Source organism: Methanocellales archaeon, from assembly GCA_028715985.1.
Lineage (GTDB): Archaea > Halobacteriota > UBA148 > UBA148 > UBA148 > UBA148.
Window position 1 is genome coordinate 22,405 of sequence record JAQUQR010000007.1, and the last position, 24,249, is coordinate 46,653.

The following is a 24,249-nucleotide window of genomic DNA, read 5'->3' on the forward strand; positions in this document are numbered from 1 at the left end:
AGTATAGTATGGATGGTATAAATTAATATCGGTATCGGGGCTAAAAATGGAGAGCCGATATTTTAGAAGATAAATCAGATATCCAAGGGCAACACAATATGCATCACTCTTCCATCCATTGAGATTTTATCCAGAGCTAACAGCGATTTGTCGAACGTCACCATCTTTCCGATGCCGTTTGATAGGAAGCTTGCCAGTATCAGGGAGTCCCTGCCACCCAAGCCATATTCCCTGCCAATGGAAAGACCTGTCCTTGTAATCCCTTTTGTCTGATTCAAGAACAGCGTCGTGTCCATGTCAACGTAATCGGTCAAAACATCCATTGCCTGGTCTCTGCCCCACTTTTGTGCGTACACAAGGGTATGATAGGCTTCATGGATAAGGGTCGGGTTGGTCGCAGCGTTTGCGTCAGCCAATCGCTCCGCATCCTTGTGGTCTGGATGCCCGGCATCCAAGAAAGACACCAAAACGTTTGTGTCTATCCCCAGATGCCCTTTATCTCCTCTGGCGTCGCCCATCTCGGCTCCCCGGTCCTTTTCGGATTGATTCCCTTCAGCTCTCTCATATTGCCTCTTTTCTTCCGCGAGGGCTTAAGGATTAAATCCCCGCCCTTCCTTTCAAAGGATATCACCGTGCCTTCCCTGATGCCGCACTGCTTCCTGAGATGCGCTGGGATCAGTATCCTGCCCTTGTCGTCCACAACTGCTTCTGCCATGGTTATTCCTATGTCAAATGCGCCTATTTAAATTTTCCCACATAATGGTGGGAAGGAGAGGTACAAAATTTGGCGACGATGAGGGAGGCATGAGAATAGATGAAGCGTGGGGGTGAATAGGGGGAGAACTAGCAGGGGTTGCTGGAGGATAAAGATAGTTTGTGAGAATGTAAGGTGATGCAATTTACTGGCAGTTATGGGTAAACAATATCAAATAAACACGGCATCTTCATTCGTTTTCTGCGGAAGATTAGTTATCTGAAGACCTGTTAGCGGATTATATGGAGTAATGATTGTAAATACATTCTCATCTTCAGAAATAGGTCTGACATACCCCCTAGAAATCAACATGTTGAATTGTGTTACACGTAATGGGACGAGGAGTAGGCCAGCTTCAATCCATTGCTTATCCTTATGCAACTTTATATATTTATCATAATACATCTCAGGCAAAACCTCGATTAACTGGTCAGTCCCTTCTATAACATCCTCTACCCAGTTACGGTAGACTCCAGCAATCGCGTGTTTATCAAAATCCTTCAGTTCTGGATAGTTTAAAGCGCGTTCAAACTCCTCACTTTCCTTTCTTTCATACCCATCAGCATAAACCATGTCTGCTACATCAATGAGATCTTTTTCTGTCAACACAGCATCTTGTAGCGGTTCTATATATTGGAGGGTCTTTTCAACAATTGATTTCGGATAAATATTTATTTTATTTACTTGCTCCCTCAATACAACTACAGTTTCAGGATCTCGTTTACCATATCGGTTCACACGCCCGAACCGCTGAATTAATGCATCGATCGGGGCTGGTTCGCTTAGGCAGGCATCATAATCTAAATTCAAACTGACCTCGACCACTTGAGTAGCAATGAGGATTCTTGGTTGCCGACTTAAGATCTTATCCTCAAGATTGCTTCGATCTCCCTGAGTAAAACGTGAATGAATTAATACTGGCATCTCAATATGGTATCTTCCTTCATGGATTCTATTGACAACGTATTCATAGACACTTTGTGCAGTCGAAACATGATTGCAGATGATTAATAATCTTTTGTCTGGAAAACGTTCCATAAAAGTATCGAGTTGTTCTAAAGCATTTCCGGGCCATATCTCAAGTATATGCCGCTTTTTGATGATGACTTCGTTGTCCATTGGCTTCGTCGGATCTGGTTCGATTATTGTCAGATCGGTGGGTAAATGCTCTTTGATAAGTTCTTGAAGAAACTCTGGCATTGTTGCTGATGCGAATAGAAACTTTGCGCCTAGAGGGTTTAGCCATTGAATCATCGCGAATATGAGTCCTATGATTCTCGGCTCATAAGCATGAATCTCATCAAAAATAAAGCATGCTCCTGGAAATTCTATCAAGGATTGCTCCCAACCACGCCCGCGTAATGCACTGCGTAGAATTTGATGTGGTGTGCATGTTCGGATCGGATAGTACATCTCCCGCGCAAGGTCTGCCAGAAGCTTTGCCTTGCCACCATCCTGTGATGTGTCTTCCTGAAGTTTATACAGATACGCCACATTTTTGTGATGGAGAAGCCCCACGTTTCTTTGACCATATATAGTCCGTAATGTGCTAAACATTGCGTTTATGCTTGCCGTATATGGCAGTACATAGAATAGACGTCCATTTTCAATTTGATTGCCAGCTGCCCATAAAAGGGAAGCTTTTGTTTTTCCAGAACCGGTGGGCGCTCTCAGAATAGCATCACCGCGAACAGCTCCAGAAACTAACTGAAATGGACGGGGCGATTCATCCTCTCTGAAAACCTGAAAATTCCTTAATGCAACTGGTAGCGGGGGACTCGTTTCATTAGCAGATGATAGATGATCTGAACTGGTCAGTGCACCCCGTAATAGTGCAGCATATCTCCGTTTATACTCTGGTATTTTTGCAGGTTGCCCATTTCTTGTCGAGCGGGATAACCACTCATACGATAGCCCTATATCTGCGATATCGGGAACTTTATCCAGTTCCCATTCCCGATGCTTTGTTTCCCGGCACACTCTGTTCCACACATTCAGAAGGTCTTTGGATCGTTCATACCATTCACCTCGCATATCTTCATACACTGGCTGGATATTGTCTAAATCTCCCTTGAACAGCATCTGGTGTTCAGGTAACGTTTTCTCATTAATTGTCGCAGCGTCTGGTAAAATATTTCTGTGATGGGTTAAAACCGCAAATAACAGTTCTTCTTTCACGTTATAAAATGTCGCAGCAAAAGCAGTGGATAGAATTTCATGACGCCTGCCAGACCAGTTCTTTGCTTGCTTATACATAACATCCTGAAAACCACTCGCTGATTTGCCAACATCATGCACAATAGCACAGAAGAGCAGATCCTTCTTCAATTTCTCGCGGTATCCACTATCAAATGGCGCACCATCGGCAATTGAAGATGCTACTTTTGCACAATCCAGCAGATGATTAAAGAGTGTTGTTTTTCCATCACTCTTTGCCATCAATTCCTGCCCACTTGTGGAGATATATAACGTGATCATCGTCCTCGTCGGTTTTTACGTGATATAAATTCGGATTCACAATGATCGAGCCTGTGGGAATAACTTGAAATAATCGAATATTCATGGGGTCTCTTGTCACTCCAGTTTTTTTGTTGTCAAAGAATTCCGGAAGTCTTAGCATCCTACCACCCACGGCCTCTTGTGGAAATGGCATGAGTGTTGTACAGACCTTACCAGATGGCTTTTGCTCCACATCTACCTTTTCAACCCTCTCGATCCATGCTAAATCCTGTGATCTTCCGAAGGTTGGAATCCCAGCAGGTTGCATGAGAATATCAAAGAAATCCATATTATCTAAATATAATTCTAAAACTGGGTACGCATGGAATTCATAGAATCTTATGGATGTTCCTTTGGGGTGGGGTCGCAACCTATCATCTTTAAGTTCAAATCGGTGGGTTGTCTCCATGTCCACACCCAATCCGGCACCAGAAGTACCTTCACCAAAACGATACTCAAAGCCTATCCTAACCTCATCGGGATAAACTTCTCTTCCTGCACAACATCCGATAAATCCAAGCAGTGTAGAGTATGACGGTACTGGGGCACAGAGAGATTTACCGCTCACGATAAGAGGGATCCTAAACGTTGCTGTAATCCCCCTGATTGTAGCATGGATTAGTTTATCCATCTGAAACCCCCCTCTGTCGTGTTATGTCGGTTTGTTTACATTCACTGCGCCGTTTTGTCTCGATCATATCCAAGATGCTTGGAAACAAACGCTTTTGTTATGTTGATCGGTGTATCAACAACAAATCTTGAATCGCCATTGGCGAGTGTACGTATCGTTTTCTCGTTTTCGAGATTAAGATAGCCTTTTCTAATTCCGATATAAATAGGAGTAACCAATCGATCTGCATAGTCTGCTGCGATCTCCTTGAGCGTCTCTACTTTTATGTTTGGTCCATCATGTGATGCTTGATCTGGGTTGTCTTCGAATATATTGTTGAGTATCAGATTGCCACAATCAAGCCCAGCAAGAATTAGTACTTTTGGAGATACGTCTGTTGCAAACGCTGCCTGTTTGGCACCACCTCGCAGAATTGAAATAGCATGTAAAAGCTCTCCTGCGCGAATTTTCGCAGCATTACTATCTGAGAGTTCGTAAATATCCTTCTCTCGCTCTTTCAGTTTACCAGACTCAGTCCCAGGCTTGATGAGTTCTTCACGCAATTCTATGCGGTCACCAACGTTACGAAAAACTCCAGCACGTGTCATATCCAATCCAAATATAGCCTGTAGATTGGTGTTATAGAAGACCGTAGAATATGGAACAGGTGTCCCCTCCTCTAAATGAACGAAACCCTCATCCTTTCCTTTCCATCCAAATTTCCGCAGTGATACTAGAATCGAGGACATAAATGGAGACGCTCTGATCAGTGCCTTAACTTTAATTCTTTGTTGAGTTTCTTCACCACTAGATTCTTCTTCACCACTAGATTCTTCTTCTGCCTTTTTGGTACGCCCTTGTCCTTCCTCAGACCTCATATATCCAAATAGATCGTCCTCAGGATAGTCGATCGGATTCAGCTCTCCTGCTATCTTACTGGTAGTCCCCCTCTCGCTCTGCTTGATGGCATGCAATGTACTCTTTGGCCACTCAGTTTCTTCGATTAACGTGTCCCTCAACCAGCGACGCCATGCCTGCGCTGATACATACGGCACTCGGTACTTTCCATTGGAGAACTGCTTGGGTATAACGCTGGTTCGATCTTCACCAGATGTATCTATGCCGGCACCGTTCAGGAATGCCCCATTAGCCGAAACAAGGAATGTTCCGACTATGTGACTCATTTCTTTGGTTTGTTTCTTTTCTAACATTTTAATTCCCTCCAGTTTGATTATTTTTAGGATTTGTCAGTATATTCTCCTGTAGCTTCCTACGATACAGGTCAGCCAGAGCCAATCTCATCTGAAATAGAAGCTCATATCCAACAAAATTCCCATACTCATCATGGCATAAATCATGCCAGAATATATCCCAATCGTCTGGTCCGAATCCTTCGTGACGTTCGGACAGGTTACACATCACATTTTCAATCCAATAAACGTTTTTTGTGCCCCTCTTGAATTCATCAAGGACATCCTTTTTGAAACGCTTCAATCCACGATCTTCAACGTAGTCGTTGAAGTATAGACGTGCGGCTTCCAGTATCTTCGGATTCATTTTCATAGACTCGCCTTCTATATATTTGTTGTATTCATAATTTGGAATTTCATCACCTAAATGACGAAGGAAATACGTGATTATATTGAACCCTTTGTAACTAACCAGTAGCGGAAATAGTGACTCCACCGGAAAGATGTAAAGGTAATCAGCGATTGATAACTCGCCTCCCTCTACCATCTCAACAATTTTACCCTTCAGAATGTTACGCTTTTTAGTATCTTTGAATACATCTGACTTAATCCACGCCTTTTGTTCCTTTGTATTATCTAGCAGAAGACCTTTAGCTAGTTTTTGTGATGCAACGAGAGTTTTATGTGGTACACCGAGAAGTCGAGTTTGATAGAATGCGAACATCTTAACAGAAGTACCATCATATTTCTTTCGTGGGTATAGTCCAATATAATCTGTTTTGTTGCGAATTGAATTCAATAAATGTTTATCTGGATTCATAATAAATTTATCAGCCATTGTTAGTGATGCAATCTCGCTATCCAGTCCATATCTCGCTGCATCCCAGATGAACCGGACTGCTGCATCTGGTATCTGCATTATATCGCAGCTCGGGCTGGTTCCGGAGTTACTGAAGAGCCATATGTCAAGTTCCGCATTTTTTGGCAGTTCTTCTCTCTTTTGTGCCCGCTGGATTTCTCTAAATCTATAACACAGCCATTCCACAGTTTCGCCGCTCGGTCGTTTTTTACCGATGGTTTCTACCTTCTCTCCGCCGACTGACAATAATCTACGATTCTCATTAACGATCGACGCGATAATATCCTGAACGAACGGCTGATGCGCACCCTCGAACACCATCAGTTTGCCATTTAATAGTCTGGTACCGATTGGAATGTAATTCACAGCGAAAAGGCATCTTGGACAGACATTAAACATTCTCGAAGACGATGGCAGTGCCTGAGCATCGCTACCAAGAGTTCCAATAAGTGGAAAAAAGTCTCTTCCAATGGCGTGGTCGCTCTCTCTATCGTCATCTACCTGTTCATATGCGGCATTGAGATCACATGCAGGAAACTCACCACAGCATTCACACATCCCTAAATTAGGATTTGCATTTTCTATCTGAGCTAGTAGTCCCGATAAAATTGAAATATATTTTCTTTTACGAAATTCCTCATATTTTTCCCCTCTCGGTTGATACAAAGGACCATTATTGCCAAATACCATTGTAAAAGATTTTAATCTAGAATTCCAATCTGCTAAATCATCGCCCGATCCAAATACCCGCTTCACATCACCATGGTCAATCTGAGTAAATGGCTCCTTGCCTGCCAAATGAGCGATAACGGCTTGCCCAGTATCTACAAATGGATTGCCAGTAACTCGATAAATGTAATTTTTCACTCTACGACCTCCTTGTATCCATCCATAAATCACGATAAATCGTCATTTCAATTGTCCGCTCTTTAAGCGCTTCCATCTACGACCCCTGTTTAGATATCATTTGCATTTACCTCGACCTGACGTATTCGACCATGAGCTTCGCAAACGTGTCAAAATCATCCAGCCTGTTGTGCAGGAAATCCTGGAGAATGCCCATATCCACCTCTTCATACATGTGGACCAGGACATTTCTAAAGCCGGCCGCTAATGCAAATTCTTCGGCGAAATCCTTGGGCAAAATAGCGTGCTTTCCAAGGATCAATATCACGCTCTTGTAATCCTCTGGCTTTTCAAACCCCTCGACAGAGATGATGACCTCACCTATATCAAGCGTTGACTCTATCGCCAACTGGAAGTTCCTTTCGATGGCACTTCTTAACTCATAATTTTCTTCCAGTTCTTCCCTTGACACGTTTCTTTTTGACGATAAAAAATCCACATACTTTTTCATCGACCGTAACTTGAGGGATATTTTTTCCTTTTCATCCATAAGCTCACCTAATAGGTGATGCCTTCCTCCATCACCTTTTTCAGGAATATGTCAGAGGCCATCTTTTCATGATATTTCCTGTCCAGATATCCGGATAAAATCCTTTGCTCGACGTCAATTTTTTTCCCTCCTTCCCTTACAAAGAGGGGGGCGTTGCATTTTATTATCTCGTAATTGAGGGAAACGGGTGCATCATTCATTACCACCACATCCACTTTATCCGTTTTTAATAGCGAGACTATCTCGCTGAGGATGTTCAGCATCTCTTCATCCCTCTCCTCTTTGACCAAAGCATCATTGAGATATACTCCTACATCTACATCGCTCAACTTCCCCCTCTCCCCCCGGGCCATAGAGCCGAACAGATACGCAAGTTCAACGCATGAGCGAGCGTTAAATAGCCCTTTAATTTTCTCTAATATAGCTCCCTTGGACACGACAATCAGATCTCCTCTTTTTCAACGTGACCTTAATTTCTCCGTTCTTATCTTATCGCAAACCCCATTGATAAGCCCCTTTTCCCATCATAGATAAGGAAGGTCGCATTCGTCTGGTTTTAGAGTTTCGGCTCACTCGTCATCATCGTTTCTCCTCAAGACCTCCAAACATCCAAAACCCATCGCATTCTTTTCTCCTATGCCGGCGTCGTATGCGAAGTTCAGCAACTCGGGACTTGCTTCCAGATCAAAAGTAATCAGACTGCATCTTCTGGGCGTGGCATTTTCGCCACTGCCTATCAGAATGCGCTTTCCCTTAAAATACCTTACTCTGGTGAGGTGAAAGTGATCTTTTTCTGGGGGTGATCTATTATATTCGGTATAGCGCTCCACCAGATTTTTATGGATATTCTCATGAAATTTGCCGTCTGTCGGGTAGAGGTCCCATTCCTTAAGCTCGCCGTTCTCCTCTCTCAGCGTTTTCACGAATATCGGGCTTATCGCTCTGAAGGTGGAAGGGCTTTTGAGGCTCATCTGCTCCAGGATTTCGATCCTGTTCACGATGAACTTCTGGTCATAAAGGCGGAAATCAGGCTCCTGCAAAAGGCCTTCGGCAAAACTTCTCACAAACTCGACATCTGGAGAGGTAAGAATGAAATAAGCATCCTCAAATGCCAATCCTTTGCGCGATGGCTTGCGATCTTGGATAACCAGATTTGAAAAATTGTAGAACTTGAAGCCCTGATGGGAGTGAGATTCATTCGCTAGCCTAATGTTTCCTAGTGCCAGCTTCCCATATAGCATCGAGGCTAGGGCATATTGATAATCAAAAGGAAGCGATCCTCTTGAGATCTTTCTTACGAATATTTTGGCGCGCATGCAGTTGGGTCAGACCCGATTCTACTACGAAAGAGGATTCCTTAAGAGTTCCGATTTTGCTCGGTCCCTTCCGTCCACATACCAGAATTACTGGTAGCAAGATGAAACTTTCAAAGACCATTAAACGCCAGATCGTATACCCAATTGCCACGCATCTTCCACATCAACGACGGTAACCATGCTCCGCTACTTTACATGCATCTAGGAAAGGTGGAAAATATTAGATATGGCTCAATTGACCTAATCTTTACTTATCCATAATCCATGTATAGTACAGCATTCTCTGGCTGTTATTTTGTCAGCTTTGACAACAAAGGTCGCTTCTGGAAGATCGTTGAATGTCAAGAAATGACGGTAGGCTTTTCCATCGGCAATTACCTGTATCCACCCTATATGATGGCTTTTTTCCATCGGGTGAGGCACTGAGCCTATTTTAACTTTAACTCCGTCTTTTGTTCTTTCTATTACCGGAACATGCTTTTCCTTCCCAACATCTTCTGTCTTTTCTTCAAGCAGCTCCATCGGTTGCCCGCAACACACCAGTTGTCCCACTCCTGCATACAATACTTCTACAATATTCCCACAAACATTGCACCTATAAACCTGCAATCTTTTGGTCGTTTTAAGTCCTCCTTTTTCACCCCTTGCCCCCAATCATTCCAAAGCTTTAAGCCCTTTTTCCGTTATCATATATTTTCCGTGCTCTTCTTTCAAGTATCCCGCTTCCACCAGATCCCTTAATCCACTTCTCACCCTGAAAAGTGGGAGTTTAAGCGTGCTCGCTATCTCCTCTGGTGTGCGAGGGTCTTTCGCTGCCTCTAAAATCTTCTCTCCTAATGCAGTAGGTTTACCATCTGGACTAATGCATGCCATCTTATCACTCATCCAACTTCTTCTTGCAGAAATACCAGTCTTTACAATCGAATCCCTGCTTTAGTCTTTCTTCAGCAGCCTCCTGAGTCGGTGGTGTTGGAACTATTACTGGCTCACCTGGTCTCCAGTTAGCTGGAGTGGCCACATGATGTTTATCTGTTGTTTGTAGTGCATCTATGATTCTCAATATCTCGTCCATGTTCCTGCCCGTCGTCAGTGGATAGTATATCATCGCTCTAAGGATTCCGTCCGGGTCGATCACAAAGACGCATCTTGACGTTTCTGTCTTGCTCTCTCCTGGCATTACCATGCCATAAAGGCTTGCCACCTCTTTATTCAGGTCTGCAATCACTGGAAATGGTATCTTTACACCGAACTTCTCCTCAATGTTTCTGACCCAAGATATGTGGGAATAAACGCTGTCTATGCTCAATCCCATAAGCTGGACATTGCGCGACTGCAACTCATCAAAGATCTCTGCGAATCCTATGAACTCTGTCGTGCATACGGGCGTGAAGTCGGCTGGATGTGAAAACAGTATGAGCCAGCTTCCCTTAAAATCGGAGAGTTTCAGCTTACCTTGTGTTGTTACTGCCTCAAACTCCGGCGCTTTTTCACCCAATCTGGGTAGTCTAACACTTTCTGACTCCTGCTCCCTCTCCATATTCATATTATCATATCACCTCTCTTTAATTCCTACTATTTCATAAAATAAAACATTATCTGTAGTATGGCATTCATGACAACAATTATTCTTTAAGGCATTTGTCCCATTTATTTACTCATTTATTTTTACCCTGATCTTCCGTTTTTCCCTTATAATCCTTAATAGCTTCGTGAAGTGCATCGGATGCCAAGTTGGAACAATGCATCTTCTTGGGCGGCAAACCCTCAAGCTCATCGGCCACGTCATTGCGGGTTATTTTCAGGGCTTCATCTACATGTATACCCTTAGCCATTTCAGTAACCATGCTGCTTGTTGCAATGGCAGAGCCGCATCCGAATGTTCTGAACTTAATATCTGTAATGATGTCATCTTTCACTTTAATAAAAATCTCCATAAGGTCTCCGCAGACGGGGTTTCCTACCTTCCCATAGCCATCTGGGGCTTCTATAATGCCCACATTCCTCGGATTTGTGAAATGATCCAGTACTTTTTCACTATAACCTATCTGTGCCATACAAACTACCTCCCACGATCCTCTTTATTTTATAGGGGTTCTTTACTTTATAGGGGTTCTTTACTTTATAGGGGTTCTTTACTTTATAGAGGTTCTTTACTTTATAGAGGTGAAATTCCTCTCAACCTTTCAACCGTCTCCTTTACAGCTCTTGTAACCAGAGGTATTTCTCCGATATTATTTGATCGTCCAAGGGTTAAGACCATTGATCCGTGGGCCTCTTCGTGTTTCAAACCAATCGCCAATAGGACGTGTGATGGCTCCAGCGTTTTGGAGCTGCACGCTGACCCAGTTGATACCTGTATGTTGTATTTCATATCCATATTCAATAGTATGCTTTCGCCCTCTATACGACTGAACCTGAAACTGGCATGGTGAGGGAGTCTCTGGCTGGGATGACCAGTAAGATACGCTTCCTCGACCTTTAGTATCTCCTCGATAAGTTTATCCCTGATTTCCTTGAGTCTCTCACTTTCCTGTTTCATTTCACTCTTCATTATTTTTGCCGCTTCCCCCATTCCCAGAATTGCGAATAGGTTCTCTGTCCCAGACCTAAGACCCCTCTCCTGCCCACCGCCAAGAAGAATTGGTTGAAGCTTTACACCTGGCTTTATATACAATGCACCTGCACCCTGAGGTCCGTACATATCGTTAGAGGATAGTGTCAAAAGATCTATCCCATCCTTTTGTACATCTATTGGTATACGACCTGCAGCAGCGGTTGCATCCACATGCAGATATAAACCCTTTTCATGTACTATCCCACTTAGCTCCCTGATAGGCTCTATGGTTCCTATTTCGTTATTTGCATACATTATCGAAGTTAACGGAGTATCCTCGGTCAAAACATCATTGAGTATCTCAATATCAACCACTCCAGTTGAGTCAACAGGTATGATGCCCAGCTCAAAGCCACTTTTCAGAAGTTCTTTCATGGAGTTAAGGACTGATATGTGCTCTATGGCGCTTGCAGCAACCTTTTTACCTTTGCCCATGTTCCTAAGCGCCGTTCCCTTAATAGCCAGGTTGTTGGATTCTGTCGCCCCACTTGTAAAGATGATACAGTCCTCATTCTCTGCATTTATGAGTCTTGCAACTTTTTCTCTGGCATCTTCGATAACTCTTTTCGCCTCTAATCCCATTGAATGAAGGGATGAGGGATTTCCAAAGCCACTTTTAAGATTAGACGTAACAAAATCCAATACCCTTGGATCAACAGGCATCGATGATGCGTGGTCCAAATATATCTTTCCCATTGACTGCCCCCAAAACCACATTGCTGCACCGGCATCCGGTGCCAGATCATTCAAGGCTCCTGCACTACTTTTTGTTCCCTCTACCTATACCTATGTTACGTTTATCGCATCAGCAGGACAACCATCAGCAGCTTCCTGCACACAACTGCTTAAATCATCACCGACTTCTCCTTCAGCAGGACCTCTAGTCTGATATTTTTTTACAATACTTGCTTTTTCACCACTTTCCAAAACAAATACCTCTGAACATGCATCTTCGCATGCTCCACATTCTATACATTCTTCTTGGTCTATACTGATTTTCATATCTTTATGCCTCCCTATTTTTATTGTTGAAAAAACTCTTCAACTTTTTTCAATCTCTCTTTTCTTCCAAGCTTATCTCTAATCGGATTCCAATTGCCCATCAACTCCTGGTGAAAAACGGGTTTATTAACCTTATAAAAAACACCTATAGCCATACGATCTCTCATTTCTTTTGCAAGCTTGACTGCTTCCTCAAAACTCTTCGCGGGCTTAGGAATTATCTCAGTTATTTCATTATATAACTTATACGTATTATTGAATACAACACTTGGTTGCAATACATCAATAACAGAAAAACCCTCGTGCAATACTGCCTCAACAATGAGATCAGAAAGATGATCAATCTTACCGGCATACCCCCGGGCGACAAAACTAGCGCCAGCCTCCAACAATAAACTCAGTGGATTTAACGGCTCTTCAATATTCCCCTCAGGTAATGATGGACCTTTAAAACCCTTCCTACTGGTCGGTGAAAATTGACCAGTAGTCAAAGCATATGTGCCGTTATTATGTACTATCACTGTGATATCTGCATTGCGTTTCGCTGCAAAAATCATATGGGCAATACCCTCACTATAGGCATCACCATCCCCGGCAAAAGCTAGCACCTTAAGATCGGGATTACCTAGTTTTATACCTTGAACTGTGGCCATACTCCTACCATGAATAGAATACAAACCACTTAATCCAATATAATCAACAATCTTACCATGGCAGCCAATACCGCTAGAAATAATCAATTTATTGCGATCTACTCCTTTGTCCTCAAGTTTCTTAACTACTTTCTTAAATGCATTGAAAATCCCAAAATTCCCACAACCAGGACACCAGGTAATCTCAGCATCAGTAGAAAGATCAGCACTCAACCTTTACCACCTTCTTTATCCTATTTGCTAAATCAATCGGATTAAACGGACGTCCATCATATTTCAGAATAGAAGCACCGGCTACAATACCAGCTTTTTCCCGTAATAAAGATGCAAGTTGACCAGTGCTATTCTGCTCCACAACAATAGCTGACTTTCCTTTAAATATCTCTAATTCCCATACAGGGAATGGTTTAAGATAAATGGGCTGAACTACTGTCATATTTAAATCACCATAACCCAAAGCTTCCAAAACACTCATCGTGGTAGAGCCAAAGGTGAAAATCAAAGGCTCTGCCTCGCCAAATATATTAACAGTGTGCATTTTTTTTAAATGATTAACCAAGCTTTTCTGTTTCCTTAGTCTTTTATCATGCATCTTAGCAACTAAATCAGCTTCTTCTGTGGTCAAACCTAGTTCATCATGCTCGTAACTATTCCACTTAATCAACATATCACTCGGTGGAAACAACAACGGAGAGATACCATCCTTTGTATAACGATAACGTTTGTATTGACCACCTTTATGAAGAACTGGTTCAGCCCACTTAGCTTTGTGAGGATGAAGGGTAACACTCATGCTACTTTCACCTAAATGCTTCTCAGACAACAAAATTGCTGGTGTTTGAAAGCGCCATACCAGATTCAACAGCTCAGCAGTTAAATAGAATGCCTCCTCTATGTTACCAGGAGATGCCACAATACGGGGAAACTCACCTTGGCCAGGATTAAGAGAGAACAATAACTCGCCTTGTTCAGTATATGTTGGCACACCTGTGCTTGGTCCTGGACGCTGACCGACATAGAACAGCACCGGTGCTTCTACCATTCCTGCAAGAGAGAAAGCCTCCTGCATCAAGCAAAAACCGCCGCCACTGGTACCAACCATGCTACGAGCGCCAGTAAAACTTGCACCAATAGCCATATTAGCAACTGCTATCTCATTTTCAGGCTGAACGGATACAACACCAAGTTTTTTACCATTACCTGCAAAAAAATGAAGTACGGGCGTAGAAGGCGTCATCGGATAAGCAAAATAGATATCAAGACCAGCAGCCGCAGCACCCAAACCTATAGCTTCACTACCTGACAATAATACAAATTTTTTATCACCTTGATTCAAGGCAACCTTGTTTTTTATTTTTTCAGTAGCGATATCAAAAATAGCATGAGCAAACTTGAGGTTATCCTCAACATTACGTCCATACTCTTTTTTAATGATCTCATCTAATTTCTTCTTGTCAAATCCAACCATTGCAATGAGGACAGATATACCAGAAACACCCTCAATGAGATCTGAATTCTCATATTTCTTAGCTTCAGAACTTATAGGAATACCAACGTCCACTCCTTTTGATTTATCGGAGTTGTAAACCATTAATCCATTTTTAGAGACATGACCCTTGTGAATATCGTAGCTTCGTTGATCAAGAGCTACAACAAGATCTGCTTTCATATAATGGCTATAAATTTTCGATGTAGAAGTGCTAACCGCTGAAAAATTATGACCACCACGAATTAGACTGGGGTAATCATTCATCTGAAAAACTTCCCGTTTCAAATCAGTGAAAAAGTTAGCTGCCGCAATACCTGCTTTTTTTGTACCCTGACCAGCTTTTCCGCCAATAATATAGGTGAAAACGTCTTTTTTCATAACACTTCAACTGGCAAATCTTTGTAGTTTGAGATGGCTAAACATATATGCATGATATATAAAAAAATTATTTCACATCAATAGATTTAGATGACTGCCAGAGACCATGGATATTGCATAAAGCAAGTGCAAGTATTGTTCCAGGTTTACTGGTTTTAAAACTCGTTGTTACAGCGTGATGGGTATAAATAGTGCTCTTATTCGGACCTTCAACAGACTCACCATGGGCATTGAATTCATAGTGACCAATTTGATACGGGAACTTTTCACCATCCGGATGGAAATATAAATCAATCCATCTTATATGATGCTCAGTGGTATTAGGATGGGCAATTTCCTTTCCAAGACCTACCCTTACCTCAAACATTTCATCCTTGTCCATTTCATCCGGACATTCAATAACTGGAACATGCTTTTCTTTCTTCCAATCGGCCTCTTGTATTAAATCACCTATTTTTTCTTCCATTTTCGTTTCCATAAATTTCCCACCTCCGAATTTTTTATTTTAATTTCTCTAAACTTGCATAAATAAACGCTGGAAGATCACCAGGACTGCGACTACTAACTAGATTATCATCTTCCACAACTTCCTCGTCTATAAAAATTGCACCTGCATTTTTTATATCCTGAATAATAGACTTCCAACCAGTTACCTTACGACCCTTAAGAACATCTGCAGTAATCAACAATTGTGGACCATGACAAATTGAAAACACAGGTTTACCACTGGACATAAAATCTTTTACAAACCTTACTGCTTCATCATGAGATCTAAGCTTATCAGGGGAATAACCACCAGGTATCAACAATGCATCAAAATTGTCAACAGATACATCTTTTATAGCTACATCTATAGTAACCTCTGTTCCCTCTTTTTTCCCTTTACTGTTTTCCCTTCTTTCAAACCAACATGGGCAAGTTTATGGCCTGCCGTTGTAAAAGCAGATGCAGGTTCCGTATACTCAGAGTCTTCAAACATATCGTCAATTATTACTGCAATATTTCTCAAAGTCCCTCCTCTTTTTTATATCTTAAAACCACATTGTTGCACCAGCATCTAGTGCTAAATCATTTAGTGTGCCTGCGCCGACGATTTTTACCCCCTGCATTAATTCAACCTTTTCCCAGCCAAGCATCTGTTTGGATGCCTCACAAACATAGATTTCTATCCCCATGTCCATGGTTTTTTTAAGCATCTCAGCTACACTGGGAAAACTACCAAGTTTAATCTTTTCAGCAGCTCCAAGGCGGAGTATACGAAGGCCTTGTCCAAGATAGTACACTTTTGCTTCAATATCCATCATCTTCGCAGTTTGCGCCAAAACCAAAGGAGCATACTGCCTTTCCGGGGTATCACTTGTTTGCACATACAAAATGGAGTCTCCCATTTTAAACCACCTACCTTCCCATTGAATGGGATGTCTAACCTAATTAAGTCATTTCATCCTTTTTATATAGAATGTCAATATTGTCCCCTCTTTTTCAAATTTCAGAATATCGTGTCCGGTCCTCTTGGCCCAACGCTTGATATCCTCTTCAGCTGCAGGATCATCAGCATCCACCCTCAGCACCTGCCCTATGTCAATGTTTTCTATTGCCTCCTTTGTCATGGAGATGGGCATAGGGCAGTAGAAACCGACACAATCCAGCTCTTTATCTGGCACAAGATCGGAATACGTCATCGAATACTCCTCATCTATTTTTCCTTTCCATGGTTATGGCCACCAACATACTCGTCCATCCACATCCTAACATAGCCCTAATTTTACTCTCAGGCCTCTACGCATCAAAAATGTTTTTTGAGAGGTACTTAAAAGCTGAAAGACTTGCAATAGCTCCTTGCCCAGCGGCAACAATTATCTGTTTTTCAGGAACATCAGTAACATCCCCTGCGGCAAATAATCCAGGAATATCAGTTTCACACCGCTGGTTCACAAGGATCTCGTCCTTTTCGTTGGTATTGACACCACACCCGGGCCCTTTGACGGGCATTGAGCCGATCTCGATGAAAACGCCCTGCACATCTAAGATTCTTTCCACCGATTTGTTAACCAGTACTTTGATTTTATTGACAAATTTATCGCCCAAAATCTCTTTTGTTTTGGCGTTGTTAAGGATTTCAACTTTATCTGATTTTTTTATCTTTTCCACCATTATCCCATCCCCTGCCAGATCCTCATCGATATTAATCAGATAAATTTTGTTTGCAATGGACGTTAGCTGAATAGTCGCATCCGTGGCAGAATTACCACCACCAATCACTGCAACGTCTTTTCCCGCAAATAGAGGTGCATCACATGTTGCGCAATAAGTAACTCCTCGGTTCCTAAATTCTACTTCGCCTGGCACACCAAGTAATCTTGGCTGTCTTCCTGTAGCAACTATCGCAGTTAAACACTCATATTCTCCTTTATCCGTCTCCACCCTGAAATGATTGTTTATTTTTCTGACGCACAGTACCTCGGTATCCTCTTTTATTTCAACATCAAAACTTTTCAGGTGTTCTTTGAACTTTTTTACCAGCTCGAGACCTGAGATAAACTGATAGCCAATGTAGTTTTCGACTGAGCTGGAAAGTGAGGCATATCCACCGATATTTTTCGTTATCACGAGGGTCTTCATCTTTTTTCTTGCAGCATACACTGCAGCGGTTATGCCTGCAGGACCCGCTCCGACGATTATCAGGTCATACATTACTTACTTAGCTCCTTTTCTATCGCTCCTTTATCAAAACCCACGATGATTTTTTCGTTGATTTCAATTTGAGGGACTCCCATTTGTCCAGATTTTTGTATCATCTCTTCTGCAGCTTTGCGATCCACTGAAACGTCTACGTCTTCAAAGTCAACACCTCTTTCTTTTAGAAAATTTTTTGCCAGCCGACAGTAGGGGCACGTGGGTGTTGAGTACACCTTAATCTTTGCCATTTTTCACCTCCTTGTATTTTTTTCATTGTATAGCACAGGTGGGTAAACTGTTTGACAGCTGTAAACTGTCTGACAGCTCTGGAGCCCACCCTCATATAGAAAATTCCCCATCCCGCATAAACCCAATAGCATCTATGTAATCCTATTTAACATAATTGTAACGCATACATCCACTATTGGTTCTTAAGTGAAATGTTGTACCAACTACCTACTGTACTTTATACAGAGATAACTTCTTTTACCTCTGGTACTTCTTGCTTTATTGCCCTCTCTATGCCCATTTTTAGTGTCATCTGACTCAGCGCACATCCGCTACATGCACCTTTTAGCTTTACCTTTACCACTCCATCGGATGTGATCTCTACCAATTCCACATCGCCACCGTCCGCTTGTAGCGAGGGCCTCATCTTATTTAAAACAGATTGCACTTTCTTTTCCATCATGTTTTCTACCCCATTCAAAGATTTTTTTTGAAAATTCTTCATTCCACTAACTTTTCGAACTGGTCTTTGGATACCCCACAAAGAGGGCAAACCCAATCATCTGGCAGCTCCTCAAAGGGCGTTCCAGGCTTAATCCCAGAATCGGGATCGCCAACTTTCGGATCATACACATACTCACAAACTGTACATATATATTTGTCCATCTTCTCAACCTCCTTTTATTACTGTTGCACACCTAGGTATGCCTTTTCTAGATCATACAAACTTTAGTACTCACAGACTCATCTCTTGGTGCTTTTTGTAGATGGTATCAGCCAACTTATCCAGAGACTCAAAATCTTTCGTCCTTGGAAAGCCCTTACAGTAGACTGGGTCCAGTATCTCAACATCCAAGCTGGAAATAATCTCTGCAAGTTGTTCTACTGCCTTACCACCCCAACTATAGGAGCCAATGATAGAAACAAATTTTAATTTTGGTCTGAGGACCTTTACGAGGTAGGCAGCATAAAAAGCAAGTGGATGTGCACCGGCCAATGTGGTGGGGACCCCCATGACAACAGTGGCGGCATCTACCAGCGTCATTGCCAACTTTCCGATGTCAGTATTTGACAGTTTAAACTGTTTCACAGTTATCCCTCTTTCAGTCAGAGCCCCTACGAAATAATCCACCATCTCCTTTGTGCTACCGTGCATGGATACATAGGGCACTACCACCGTATTATCTGGCAGATCCAGAACCCAATGTCTGTATGCCTCGAGGATAAACTTCGGATTTGCATATATGGGACCGTGACTGGGTGCAATAAGGTCTATTTCCAAGTCCTTTATTTTCTCCAAATTCTTCTGGAGGGTCGTCCTGAAGGGCATCATGATTTCCGCATAATATCTCTTGGCTGATTCATAGACCGTTGCTTCATCAGTTACATACAAATCAGATGTCGCCAGATGAGAGCCGAACAGGTCGCAGGGAAACAGGATTCTGTCTTCCCTTAGGTAGGTCAACATGGTCTCAGGCCAGTGTACCCAGGGTGCATAGATGAACTCCAGCGTTTTGTCCCCCAACGATAGGATGCCTCCATCGTCCACCGTTATGAACTTATTCTCAGGTATTGCAAGCAAATCCCTAAGCAGGGCTTTACACTTTGGGTTGGTGACAACCTTGGCATCGGGATAGGCATCGATTATCTGTGGCAAGTATCCGGAATGGTCCTGCTCGGCGTGATTTACAATTATATAGTCTATATCTTTAATGTCAAGCTGGTTAAGATTCTTTATCAAAACATCCCCCATGGTTGGATCCACGGTGTCTATCAAAGCCGTTTTTTCGCTACCTTTCACTAAATAGGAGTTGTAGCTGGTTCCATCAGGAAGCGGTATGAGCTCATCAAACAATCTTCTATCCCAATCAACAGCCCCAATCGAGTAAATGTCTGGTTTCAGCTCCCTGGGTTTCATGATGATCAACTCAGCATTTCCTTCAAATCGTCCGCTGGATTGCCTATCAGCCTTAGGTCATAGTTATCTTGGAGTACTTTCAGAATGTCGTCATTCACCCAGGCAGGAAGTATGGGACCGATGTATATGCCCTTTATGCCCAATGAAAGAAGTGTCCAGAGAATGGCAACCGCCTTTTGCTCCATCCAACTCAAGACCAATGTCAGCGGAAGCTCGTTTATCCCTACGCCAAAGATCTCAGCAAGAGCAGAGGCTATATCGATGGCAACTATCGCATCGTTACATTGACCCAAGTCAATCAGTCTGGGGATTCCATCTATGTCTCCAAGCTGTAAATCGTTGATTCTGAACTTACCGCAGGCCAGCGTTAGGACGACGGTATCCCGCGGCAGCCGCTGAACAAAATCCCGATAGTACTGTGCCTTACTGTGAGGTGAGTCACAACCCCCTACGAGGAAGAAATGGCGGATCTTGCCGGCCTCCACCAGTTTTTTTATCTTGTCCTTCAAGGACAGAACCACGGACTTGGAGAAGCCAGTAGTCAATACAACGTCTCCGGGTTTCTCATCAAGCTCAGGCAGCGATTCGGCTTTTTCTATCACGGGAGTGTAATCGTATCCCTCAATGTGTTTTACACCCGGTAGCCGGGTCGGTCCGGTCGTGAACATTCGGTCTTTGTAATCTTCCTTGGGGATCAGGACACAATTGGATGTTCCAAGGATTGCTGTAGGATATTTTGAAAATAATTGCTTCTGGTCGAACCATGCCCCTCCCAAATTCCCTGCCAGGTGGTCATACTTTTTCAACCCCGGATAGCCATGGGCAGGAAGCAACTCCGAGTGAGTGTAGACATTTATGCCTGTTCCTTCGGTTTGCTTGAGTAAAGCCTCGAGTGCTTTCAATCCATGGCCAGTAACGATAATTCCCCGACCTTTTCTCGTTCCTGTCTGCACTTCAGTCGGCTCGGGTTCCCCATAGGCTTTAATATGGGCTTCCTTCAAAAGTCTCATCGTTTTTAGGTTCATTTTTCCTGCTTCAACAGCCAGTTGGACAAAGTTTGCAGCATCAAAGTTGACGTTGGTGAAGGTGGAGTAAAATACCCTCTCTAAAAATGCATCTATTTCTTGATCAGTAAATCCAAGTTCTCTCGCATGATAAAGATAGGCTGACATACCCTTAGCTGTGAGCAGCAGATTATCCTGTAGCCGAGCAACTGTGGCTTCTTTTCCGCATACGCCTTTAATGGTACAGCCAGTACCTCTTGCAGTTTGAGAGCATTGATAACAAAACATTTTCAAGTCTTCCATTTTTTAGGACCCCCAGTTCTAAGTTATTTTATTAAGTAACTAAGTAATAAACCAATCGCTAATGGAAATTGGATCAGAACTCTGTACCCCCCTAACCTCTTGAGATAACCCCCAAAAGTTATAGGTGATTCTCTTTCTAGAGAGGTAGTTAACGGATCACCTAAAGAAATGGATTATAATCACATATGGGAAGGTCTTTTTTCTGGGCAGTCGAGGGTTTTTAAACCCTAGATACGCTTACATACAATATTGCACAAAGTTTATTGTTATTTCAATAATATTACTTAATGTGTAACTCCAATGAAAATAAAACTCGAAAAGAGAGAAATTGGTGCACTATTTGCTCCATTTGAGCGTAAACTAATTTTTGAAACGAGTGGTCATCATTTAGGTTGGGTACGTTGGAAAAGGGGTACCCCGTATTTCAAGCTAGATCGAAGTCCTTTCTACCCAGAGGAAAGAGATATTTATTACTATCTAGATCCTTCAATCACAGAAAGGCCAGAGGAAAACAGAAAAGTGGAAGTGGATGTCGGAAAGACCGAAAAAGCCATAAATTTTCAAAAGAAATCACTCCAAGGCGATTATGTTTACATACATACGGTTGATAACTGGAAAGATTGGTCTCTAGCCGTAAATGACATGCCAAAACCACATATTGATAAAGACGATTTTTTGCATTATGTTTCCGAGCAATGGATAAATGGCAAGGAAGATTACCTTGACCGAATAATTGGAATGCAACTTGTATCTTCTCCACCAACGGACTCGTATTTTTTGGGAGGCATTAATTCCAAAATATTTGATTTCTTTGGACCAAAAAATCGTCTAAGGTGCCTTAAAAATACCATGAAAACATACCTGCCACCAGACTTTCTCTCTACCCGAAGTCCTTACTATTTTGCATTAATCGAAAGCAAAGATGATACTAGATTGTCTGCTGATATTGGTGAAAAAGTTATAGAGTGTAATTATACGTTATTGGGACAAGAGCCAAATAAACCAATCCATCTCCCACTCTTTTTGAAAGATGCAGATTACAAAAAAATGAAATATACCAGCAACATAGATGTGCTACAATATCAGCTCTCGGCACTCATGTGCCGACCATATATACCAGAGAGTTGCACTAACAAGGTCGTTGAGGTTATACGGGACGTTCGAGAGTTAGTGGCGAACAAACCCTGCGAGATTTTAGAGATAGATTACACTCTAGCACAACGGGTTGCCTTGAGTTTGACCAGACTGGAACTCAGTGATAAAGTGGATGATGAAACATTTAACAAAGCCCTAAATGAATGGAAAGACTGGTATATTAAAGTCGAAGAAGAAGCACAAACTCTTTTAAGAAAAGGTTGGGATTTAAACTTGTTTGGACGACCTGCCATTAGAAGTATTTCTGATTTAGGCAAGTATACTCCTACTGATCACAAAATTTTTCTAGAAATAATTAATGCGTCAGATAGTTTGGATAAAAAAGACGTTCCAAGAGTAGAGGTGCAAAATCGAGTTGAGAAAAAATATGGTTTTAATTCAGGTACAGTGGACGATTCGTTAGAAGCCCTTCAACGTATTGGCTATATAATTTTAAAGAACAATCAAAATACCATAGGTATTGTAGATTGGAACCCACTAAGCGAATCAAGTTGATAGGCAAAATTGCCACTATTTTTGCGCCGCTTTTCTTATTGGTTATCTAATCGAAACTTAATTGCCCCTACTTAGAGATCGCTTTAGAGATATTACTCGACTGTTGATAGATATTTTAATTAATCAAAGTGAGGTACAGGTAGTGTTGGTCTTGGTCCCGCTATTCGCTTGATACCCAAAGATTGATATTGCGCTAAAGTGAAATAAGGAGCTGTGCAAATGACAGGAGAGACCCCGTTTAAGGATATAAAATTCTTCGATACGACGCTTAGAGATGGTGAGCAAACACCCGGCGTTTCACTGACCGCAGAAGAAAAGTTGCGGATCGCTCGTAAGCTTGATTCCATAGGAGTGCACGTGATAGAGGCGGGCTCTGCGATCACCTCTGAGGGCGAGCGAGCATCTATCAAAACGATCGCCAATGAAGGCTTAAATGCAGAGATATGCAGTTTTGCCAGGGTGCTTAAGAAGGATATAGACATAGCATTAGGTTGTGATGTGGATTCGGTCCACTTGGTGGTACCGGTCTCAGACCTTCACATCGAGAGAAAACTAAAGAAGGATCGCGAAACTGTAAAACAGATGGCAGTCAGCGTTACGGAGTACGCAAAAGACCATGGCTTGATCGTTGAGTTGAGCGGAGAGGATGCATCCCGGGCAGATATTGATTATCTGATTTCTGTGTATGAGGAAGGAATAAAAGCGGGTGCAGACCGCCTATGCTTCTGCGATACAGTAGGGGTGTTGCTACCTGAGCGGACGGAAGATATATTTAGGAGGCTTGTCAAACTAAATGCACCGATAAGCGTGCATTGTCATAATGATTTTGGATTGGCGACTGCCAACTCAATCGCTGCACTTAGAGTGGGGGCGAAACAAGTGCATGTTACCGCCAATGGATTAGGTGAAAGGGCAGGCAATGCTGCCTTAGAAGAGGTTGTGATGACGCTGGAGGCATTGTATAACTATGATACGGGCATAGATACCACAAATCTGTATACGGCATCTCGCCTAGTGAGTAGGCTGACCGGCATACTGGTTGCCCCTAACAAAGCGATCATAGGGGATTATGCCTTCACCCACGAGTCGGGCATCCATACCCATGGAGTACTAGCCTCCCCTAATACATATGAGCCGATGTCTCCGGAAATAGTTGGCAGAACCAGAAAGATCGTGCTTGGTAAACATGCAGGAAAAAGCTCTGTCAATCTAGCCCTAAAGGAATTTGGATTGAAAGCCAGCGAGGAGCAGTTAGATGAGATCGTTCGCAGGATAAAGGATTTGGGCGATAAGGGGAAGAAAACGACAGATGCAGACCTACAGGCCATAGCAGAAGCTGTATTGGGCGTATATCGAGAGGCAAAGGTGAAATTGGACGAACTGACCGTCGTGTCTGGAAACAAAGTCACTCCAACTGCCTCAGTTAAGCTAAAAGTAGGCGACCAGGATATAATCGAATCTGGTATCGGTGTCGGACCAGTAGACGCTGCCCTTCATGCATTACGAAGGGCCATAGAGGACATAGCAGATATTGAGTTGGATGAATATCGCGTAGAGGCCATTACGGGCGGCACAGATGCCTTGGTGGAGGTATGGGTCAAGCTGAGCAGGGACGGAAAGACCGTTACAGCCAGAGGTGCAAGAGAAGATATCATAATGGCATCCGTAGAGGCCATGTTAGAGGGAATCAACCGACTGATGTGATGA

At 42.6% G+C, this 24,249-nt stretch carries 30 protein-coding genes; 2 read left to right on the top strand and 28 right to left on the bottom strand.

From position 1 onward, the window contains the following. Positions 1-74: 74 nt before the first annotated feature. From PHI74_06520 to hcp, 28 genes are all read right to left on the bottom strand, one after another. A complete protein-coding gene (locus tag PHI74_06520) occupies positions 75-518 on the bottom strand; it encodes a type II toxin-antitoxin system VapC family toxin (GenBank protein MDD5485661.1) in 444 nt (147 codons plus the stop codon). Next, positions 479-715 (bottom strand): AbrB/MazE/SpoVT family DNA-binding domain-containing protein, encoded by a 237-nt coding sequence (locus tag PHI74_06525; GenBank protein ID MDD5485662.1) that lies wholly within the window; start codon positions 713-715, stop codon positions 479-481. The genes PHI74_06520 and PHI74_06525 overlap by 40 nt, the downstream gene beginning before the upstream one ends. 210 nt (positions 716-925) lie before the next feature. Continuing rightward, on the bottom strand, positions 926-3,193 hold the full coding sequence (gene cas3, locus PHI74_06530) for a CRISPR-associated helicase Cas3' (protein MDD5485663.1): 2,268 nt from the start codon (positions 3,191-3,193) through the stop codon (positions 926-928). Beyond that, positions 3,180-3,884, bottom strand: coding sequence for a CRISPR-associated protein Cas5 (gene cas5 / locus PHI74_06535; GenBank protein MDD5485664.1), 705 nt, complete (start codon positions 3,882-3,884; stop codon positions 3,180-3,182). Before cas5 ends, cas3 begins: the two co-directional genes overlap by 14 nt. Positions 3,885-3,925: 41 nt before the next feature. Further along, entirely contained in the window at positions 3,926-5,074 is a 1,149-nt protein-coding gene (locus PHI74_06540) for a DevR family CRISPR-associated autoregulator (protein MDD5485665.1), read from the bottom strand. Between the two features lies 1 nt (position 5,075). After that, complete coding sequence (locus tag PHI74_06545; GenBank protein MDD5485666.1) at positions 5,076-6,779, bottom strand: hypothetical protein; 1,704 nt, start codon at positions 6,777-6,779, stop codon at positions 5,076-5,078. A 106-nt stretch (positions 6,780-6,885) separates the two neighbouring features. Further along, positions 6,886-7,308, bottom strand: a complete 423-nt coding sequence (locus PHI74_06550) for a DUF86 domain-containing protein (protein MDD5485667.1) — start codon at positions 7,306-7,308, stop codon at positions 6,886-6,888. A gap of 8 nt (positions 7,309-7,316) precedes the next feature. Beyond that, a complete protein-coding gene (locus tag PHI74_06555; protein ID MDD5485668.1) occupies positions 7,317-7,745 on the bottom strand; it encodes a nucleotidyltransferase domain-containing protein in 429 nt (142 codons plus the stop codon). Positions 7,746-7,877: 132 nt separating this feature from the next. Continuing rightward, complete coding sequence (gene cas6 / locus PHI74_06560; protein ID MDD5485669.1) at positions 7,878-8,624, bottom strand: CRISPR-associated endoribonuclease Cas6; 747 nt, start codon at positions 8,622-8,624, stop codon at positions 7,878-7,880. Positions 8,625-8,864: 240 nt separating this feature from the next. Then, on the bottom strand, positions 8,865-9,278 hold the full coding sequence (locus PHI74_06565; protein ID MDD5485670.1) for a desulfoferrodoxin: 414 nt from the start codon (positions 9,276-9,278) through the stop codon (positions 8,865-8,867). Further along, a complete protein-coding gene (locus tag PHI74_06570) occupies positions 9,279-9,509 on the bottom strand; it encodes a winged helix-turn-helix domain-containing protein (protein ID MDD5485671.1) in 231 nt (76 codons plus the stop codon). Continuing rightward, positions 9,502-10,167 (bottom strand): peroxiredoxin, encoded by a 666-nt coding sequence (locus PHI74_06575; protein MDD5485672.1) that lies wholly within the window; start codon positions 10,165-10,167, stop codon positions 9,502-9,504. The genes PHI74_06570 and PHI74_06575 overlap by 8 nt, the downstream gene beginning before the upstream one ends. Before the next feature lie 112 nt (positions 10,168-10,279). After that, complete coding sequence (nifU, locus tag PHI74_06580) at positions 10,280-10,678, bottom strand: Fe-S cluster assembly scaffold protein NifU (GenBank protein MDD5485673.1); 399 nt, start codon at positions 10,676-10,678, stop codon at positions 10,280-10,282. A 101-nt stretch (positions 10,679-10,779) separates the two neighbouring features. Next, positions 10,780-11,988, bottom strand: coding sequence for a cysteine desulfurase family protein (locus PHI74_06585; GenBank protein ID MDD5485674.1), 1,209 nt, complete (start codon positions 11,986-11,988; stop codon positions 10,780-10,782). A 36-nt stretch (positions 11,989-12,024) separates the two neighbouring features. Beyond that, positions 12,025-12,240, bottom strand: a complete 216-nt coding sequence (locus PHI74_06590) for a ferredoxin (GenBank protein ID MDD5485675.1) — start codon at positions 12,238-12,240, stop codon at positions 12,025-12,027. 20 nt (positions 12,241-12,260) lie between these two features. Beyond that, positions 12,261-13,106 (bottom strand): thiamine pyrophosphate-dependent enzyme, encoded by an 846-nt coding sequence (locus tag PHI74_06595; protein ID MDD5485676.1) that lies wholly within the window; start codon positions 13,104-13,106, stop codon positions 12,261-12,263. Next, on the bottom strand, positions 13,096-14,760 hold the full coding sequence (locus tag PHI74_06600) for a 2-oxoacid:acceptor oxidoreductase subunit alpha (protein MDD5485677.1): 1,665 nt from the start codon (positions 14,758-14,760) through the stop codon (positions 13,096-13,098). The genes PHI74_06595 and PHI74_06600 overlap by 11 nt, the downstream gene beginning before the upstream one ends. A 67-nt stretch (positions 14,761-14,827) precedes the next feature. After that, on the bottom strand, positions 14,828-15,238 hold the full coding sequence (locus PHI74_06605) for a class II SORL domain-containing protein (GenBank protein ID MDD5485678.1): 411 nt from the start codon (positions 15,236-15,238) through the stop codon (positions 14,828-14,830). Between the two features lie 22 nt (positions 15,239-15,260). Further along, positions 15,261-15,602 carry a DJ-1/PfpI/YhbO family deglycase/protease gene (locus PHI74_06610; GenBank protein ID MDD5485679.1) on the bottom strand — a complete coding sequence of 114 codons (342 nt, stop codon included), beginning with the start codon at positions 15,600-15,602 and terminating at the stop codon, positions 15,261-15,263. Between the two features lie 8 nt (positions 15,603-15,610). Further along, positions 15,611-15,769, bottom strand: a complete 159-nt coding sequence (locus PHI74_06615; protein MDD5485680.1) for a DJ-1/PfpI family protein — start codon at positions 15,767-15,769, stop codon at positions 15,611-15,613. Positions 15,770-15,791: 22 nt separating this feature from the next. Then, the gene (locus PHI74_06620) at positions 15,792-16,148 is read right to left on the bottom strand and encodes a DsrE family protein (GenBank protein MDD5485681.1); all 357 of its coding nucleotides are present in this window, start codon (positions 16,146-16,148) and stop codon (positions 15,792-15,794) included. Positions 16,149-16,196: 48 nt separating this feature from the next. Next, positions 16,197-16,442, bottom strand: coding sequence for a sulfurtransferase TusA family protein (locus PHI74_06625; GenBank protein ID MDD5485682.1), 246 nt, complete (start codon positions 16,440-16,442; stop codon positions 16,197-16,199). A 97-nt stretch (positions 16,443-16,539) separates the two neighbouring features. After that, positions 16,540-17,454 (bottom strand): FAD-dependent oxidoreductase, encoded by a 915-nt coding sequence (locus tag PHI74_06630; GenBank protein MDD5485683.1) that lies wholly within the window; start codon positions 17,452-17,454, stop codon positions 16,540-16,542. Beyond that, positions 17,454-17,687, bottom strand: a complete 234-nt coding sequence (locus tag PHI74_06635; GenBank protein MDD5485684.1) for a glutaredoxin domain-containing protein — start codon at positions 17,685-17,687, stop codon at positions 17,454-17,456. Before PHI74_06635 ends, PHI74_06630 begins: the two co-directional genes overlap by 1 nt. Positions 17,688-17,905: 218 nt before the next feature. Beyond that, a complete protein-coding gene (locus PHI74_06640) occupies positions 17,906-18,127 on the bottom strand; it encodes a NifU family protein (protein ID MDD5485685.1) in 222 nt (73 codons plus the stop codon). A gap of 41 nt (positions 18,128-18,168) precedes the next feature. Then, positions 18,169-18,333, bottom strand: coding sequence for a rubredoxin (locus PHI74_06645; protein MDD5485686.1), 165 nt, complete (start codon positions 18,331-18,333; stop codon positions 18,169-18,171). A 70-nt stretch (positions 18,334-18,403) separates the two neighbouring features. Continuing rightward, positions 18,404-19,585: an FprA family A-type flavoprotein gene (locus PHI74_06650; GenBank protein ID MDD5485687.1), complete on the bottom strand. Its 1,182-nt coding sequence runs from the start codon at positions 19,583-19,585 to the stop codon at positions 18,404-18,406. A 5-nt stretch (positions 19,586-19,590) separates the two neighbouring features. Next, complete coding sequence (gene hcp / locus PHI74_06655; GenBank protein MDD5485688.1) at positions 19,591-20,892, bottom strand: hydroxylamine reductase; 1,302 nt, start codon at positions 20,890-20,892, stop codon at positions 19,591-19,593. 300 nt (positions 20,893-21,192) lie between these two features. Between hcp and PHI74_06660 the strand changes: the two genes are divergently transcribed. Both PHI74_06660 and PHI74_06665 read left to right on the top strand, forming a co-directional pair. Next, the gene (locus tag PHI74_06660; protein MDD5485689.1) at positions 21,193-22,542 is read left to right on the top strand and encodes a hypothetical protein; all 1,350 of its coding nucleotides are present in this window, start codon (positions 21,193-21,195) and stop codon (positions 22,540-22,542) included. Positions 22,543-22,761: 219 nt separating this feature from the next. Next, a complete protein-coding gene (locus tag PHI74_06665; GenBank protein ID MDD5485690.1) occupies positions 22,762-24,246 on the top strand; it encodes a 2-isopropylmalate synthase in 1,485 nt (494 codons plus the stop codon). The last annotated feature ends 3 nt before the right edge of the window (positions 24,247-24,249 follow it).

What these genes read in the sequence shown, in the direction of transcription:
- cas5 (MDD5485664.1), bottom strand. Translation starts at nt 3,884, where the DNA reads ATGGATAAACTAATCCATGCTACAATCAGGGGGATTACAGCAACGTTT.
- PHI74_06665 (MDD5485690.1), top strand. Translation starts at nt 22,762, where the DNA reads ATGACAGGAGAGACCCCGTTTAAGGATATAAAATTCTTCGATACGACG.
- PHI74_06590 (MDD5485675.1), bottom strand. Translation starts at nt 12,240, where the DNA reads ATGAAAATCAGTATAGACCAAGAAGAATGTATAGAATGTGGAGCATGC.
- PHI74_06640 (MDD5485685.1), bottom strand. Translation starts at nt 18,127, where the DNA reads ATGGAAAAGAAAGTGCAATCTGTTTTAAATAAGATGAGGCCCTCGCTA.
- nifU (MDD5485673.1), bottom strand. Translation starts at nt 10,678, where the DNA reads ATGGCACAGATAGGTTATAGTGAAAAAGTACTGGATCATTTCACAAAT.
- PHI74_06550 (MDD5485667.1), bottom strand. Translation starts at nt 7,308, where the DNA reads ATGGATGAAAAGGAAAAAATATCCCTCAAGTTACGGTCGATGAAAAAG.
- cas6 (MDD5485669.1), bottom strand. Translation starts at nt 8,624, where the DNA reads ATGCGCGCCAAAATATTCGTAAGAAAGATCTCAAGAGGATCGCTTCCT.
- PHI74_06630 (MDD5485683.1), bottom strand. Translation starts at nt 17,454, where the DNA reads ATGTATGACCTGATAATCGTCGGAGCGGGTCCTGCAGGCATAACCGCT.
- PHI74_06625 (MDD5485682.1), bottom strand. Translation starts at nt 16,442, where the DNA reads ATGACGTATTCCGATCTTGTGCCAGATAAAGAGCTGGATTGTGTCGGT.
- PHI74_06525 (MDD5485662.1), bottom strand. Translation starts at nt 715, where the DNA reads ATGGCAGAAGCAGTTGTGGACGACAAGGGCAGGATACTGATCCCAGCG.
- PHI74_06635 (MDD5485684.1), bottom strand. Translation starts at nt 17,687, where the DNA reads ATGGCAAAGATTAAGGTGTACTCAACACCCACGTGCCCCTACTGTCGG.
- PHI74_06660 (MDD5485689.1), top strand. Translation starts at nt 21,193, where the DNA reads ATGAAAATAAAACTCGAAAAGAGAGAAATTGGTGCACTATTTGCTCCA.
- cas3 (MDD5485663.1), bottom strand. Translation starts at nt 3,193, where the DNA reads ATGGCAAAGAGTGATGGAAAAACAACACTCTTTAATCATCTGCTGGAT.
- PHI74_06520 (MDD5485661.1), bottom strand. Translation starts at nt 518, where the DNA reads ATGGGCGACGCCAGAGGAGATAAAGGGCATCTGGGGATAGACACAAAC.
- PHI74_06540 (MDD5485665.1), bottom strand. Translation starts at nt 5,074, where the DNA reads ATGTTAGAAAAGAAACAAACCAAAGAAATGAGTCACATAGTCGGAACA.
- hcp (MDD5485688.1), bottom strand. Translation starts at nt 20,892, where the DNA reads ATGGAAGACTTGAAAATGTTTTGTTATCAATGCTCTCAAACTGCAAGA.
- PHI74_06645 (MDD5485686.1), bottom strand. Translation starts at nt 18,333, where the DNA reads ATGGACAAATATATATGTACAGTTTGTGAGTATGTGTATGATCCGAAA.
- PHI74_06650 (MDD5485687.1), bottom strand. Translation starts at nt 19,585, where the DNA reads ATGAAACCCAGGGAGCTGAAACCAGACATTTACTCGATTGGGGCTGTT.
- PHI74_06600 (MDD5485677.1), bottom strand. Translation starts at nt 14,760, where the DNA reads ATGAAAAAAGACGTTTTCACCTATATTATTGGCGGAAAAGCTGGTCAG.
- PHI74_06570 (MDD5485671.1), bottom strand. Translation starts at nt 9,509, where the DNA reads ATGAGTGATAAGATGGCATGCATTAGTCCAGATGGTAAACCTACTGCA.
- PHI74_06620 (MDD5485681.1), bottom strand. Translation starts at nt 16,148, where the DNA reads ATGGGAGACTCCATTTTGTATGTGCAAACAAGTGATACCCCGGAAAGG.
- PHI74_06605 (MDD5485678.1), bottom strand. Translation starts at nt 15,238, where the DNA reads ATGGAAACGAAAATGGAAGAAAAAATAGGTGATTTAATACAAGAGGCC.
- PHI74_06575 (MDD5485672.1), bottom strand. Translation starts at nt 10,167, where the DNA reads ATGAATATGGAGAGGGAGCAGGAGTCAGAAAGTGTTAGACTACCCAGA.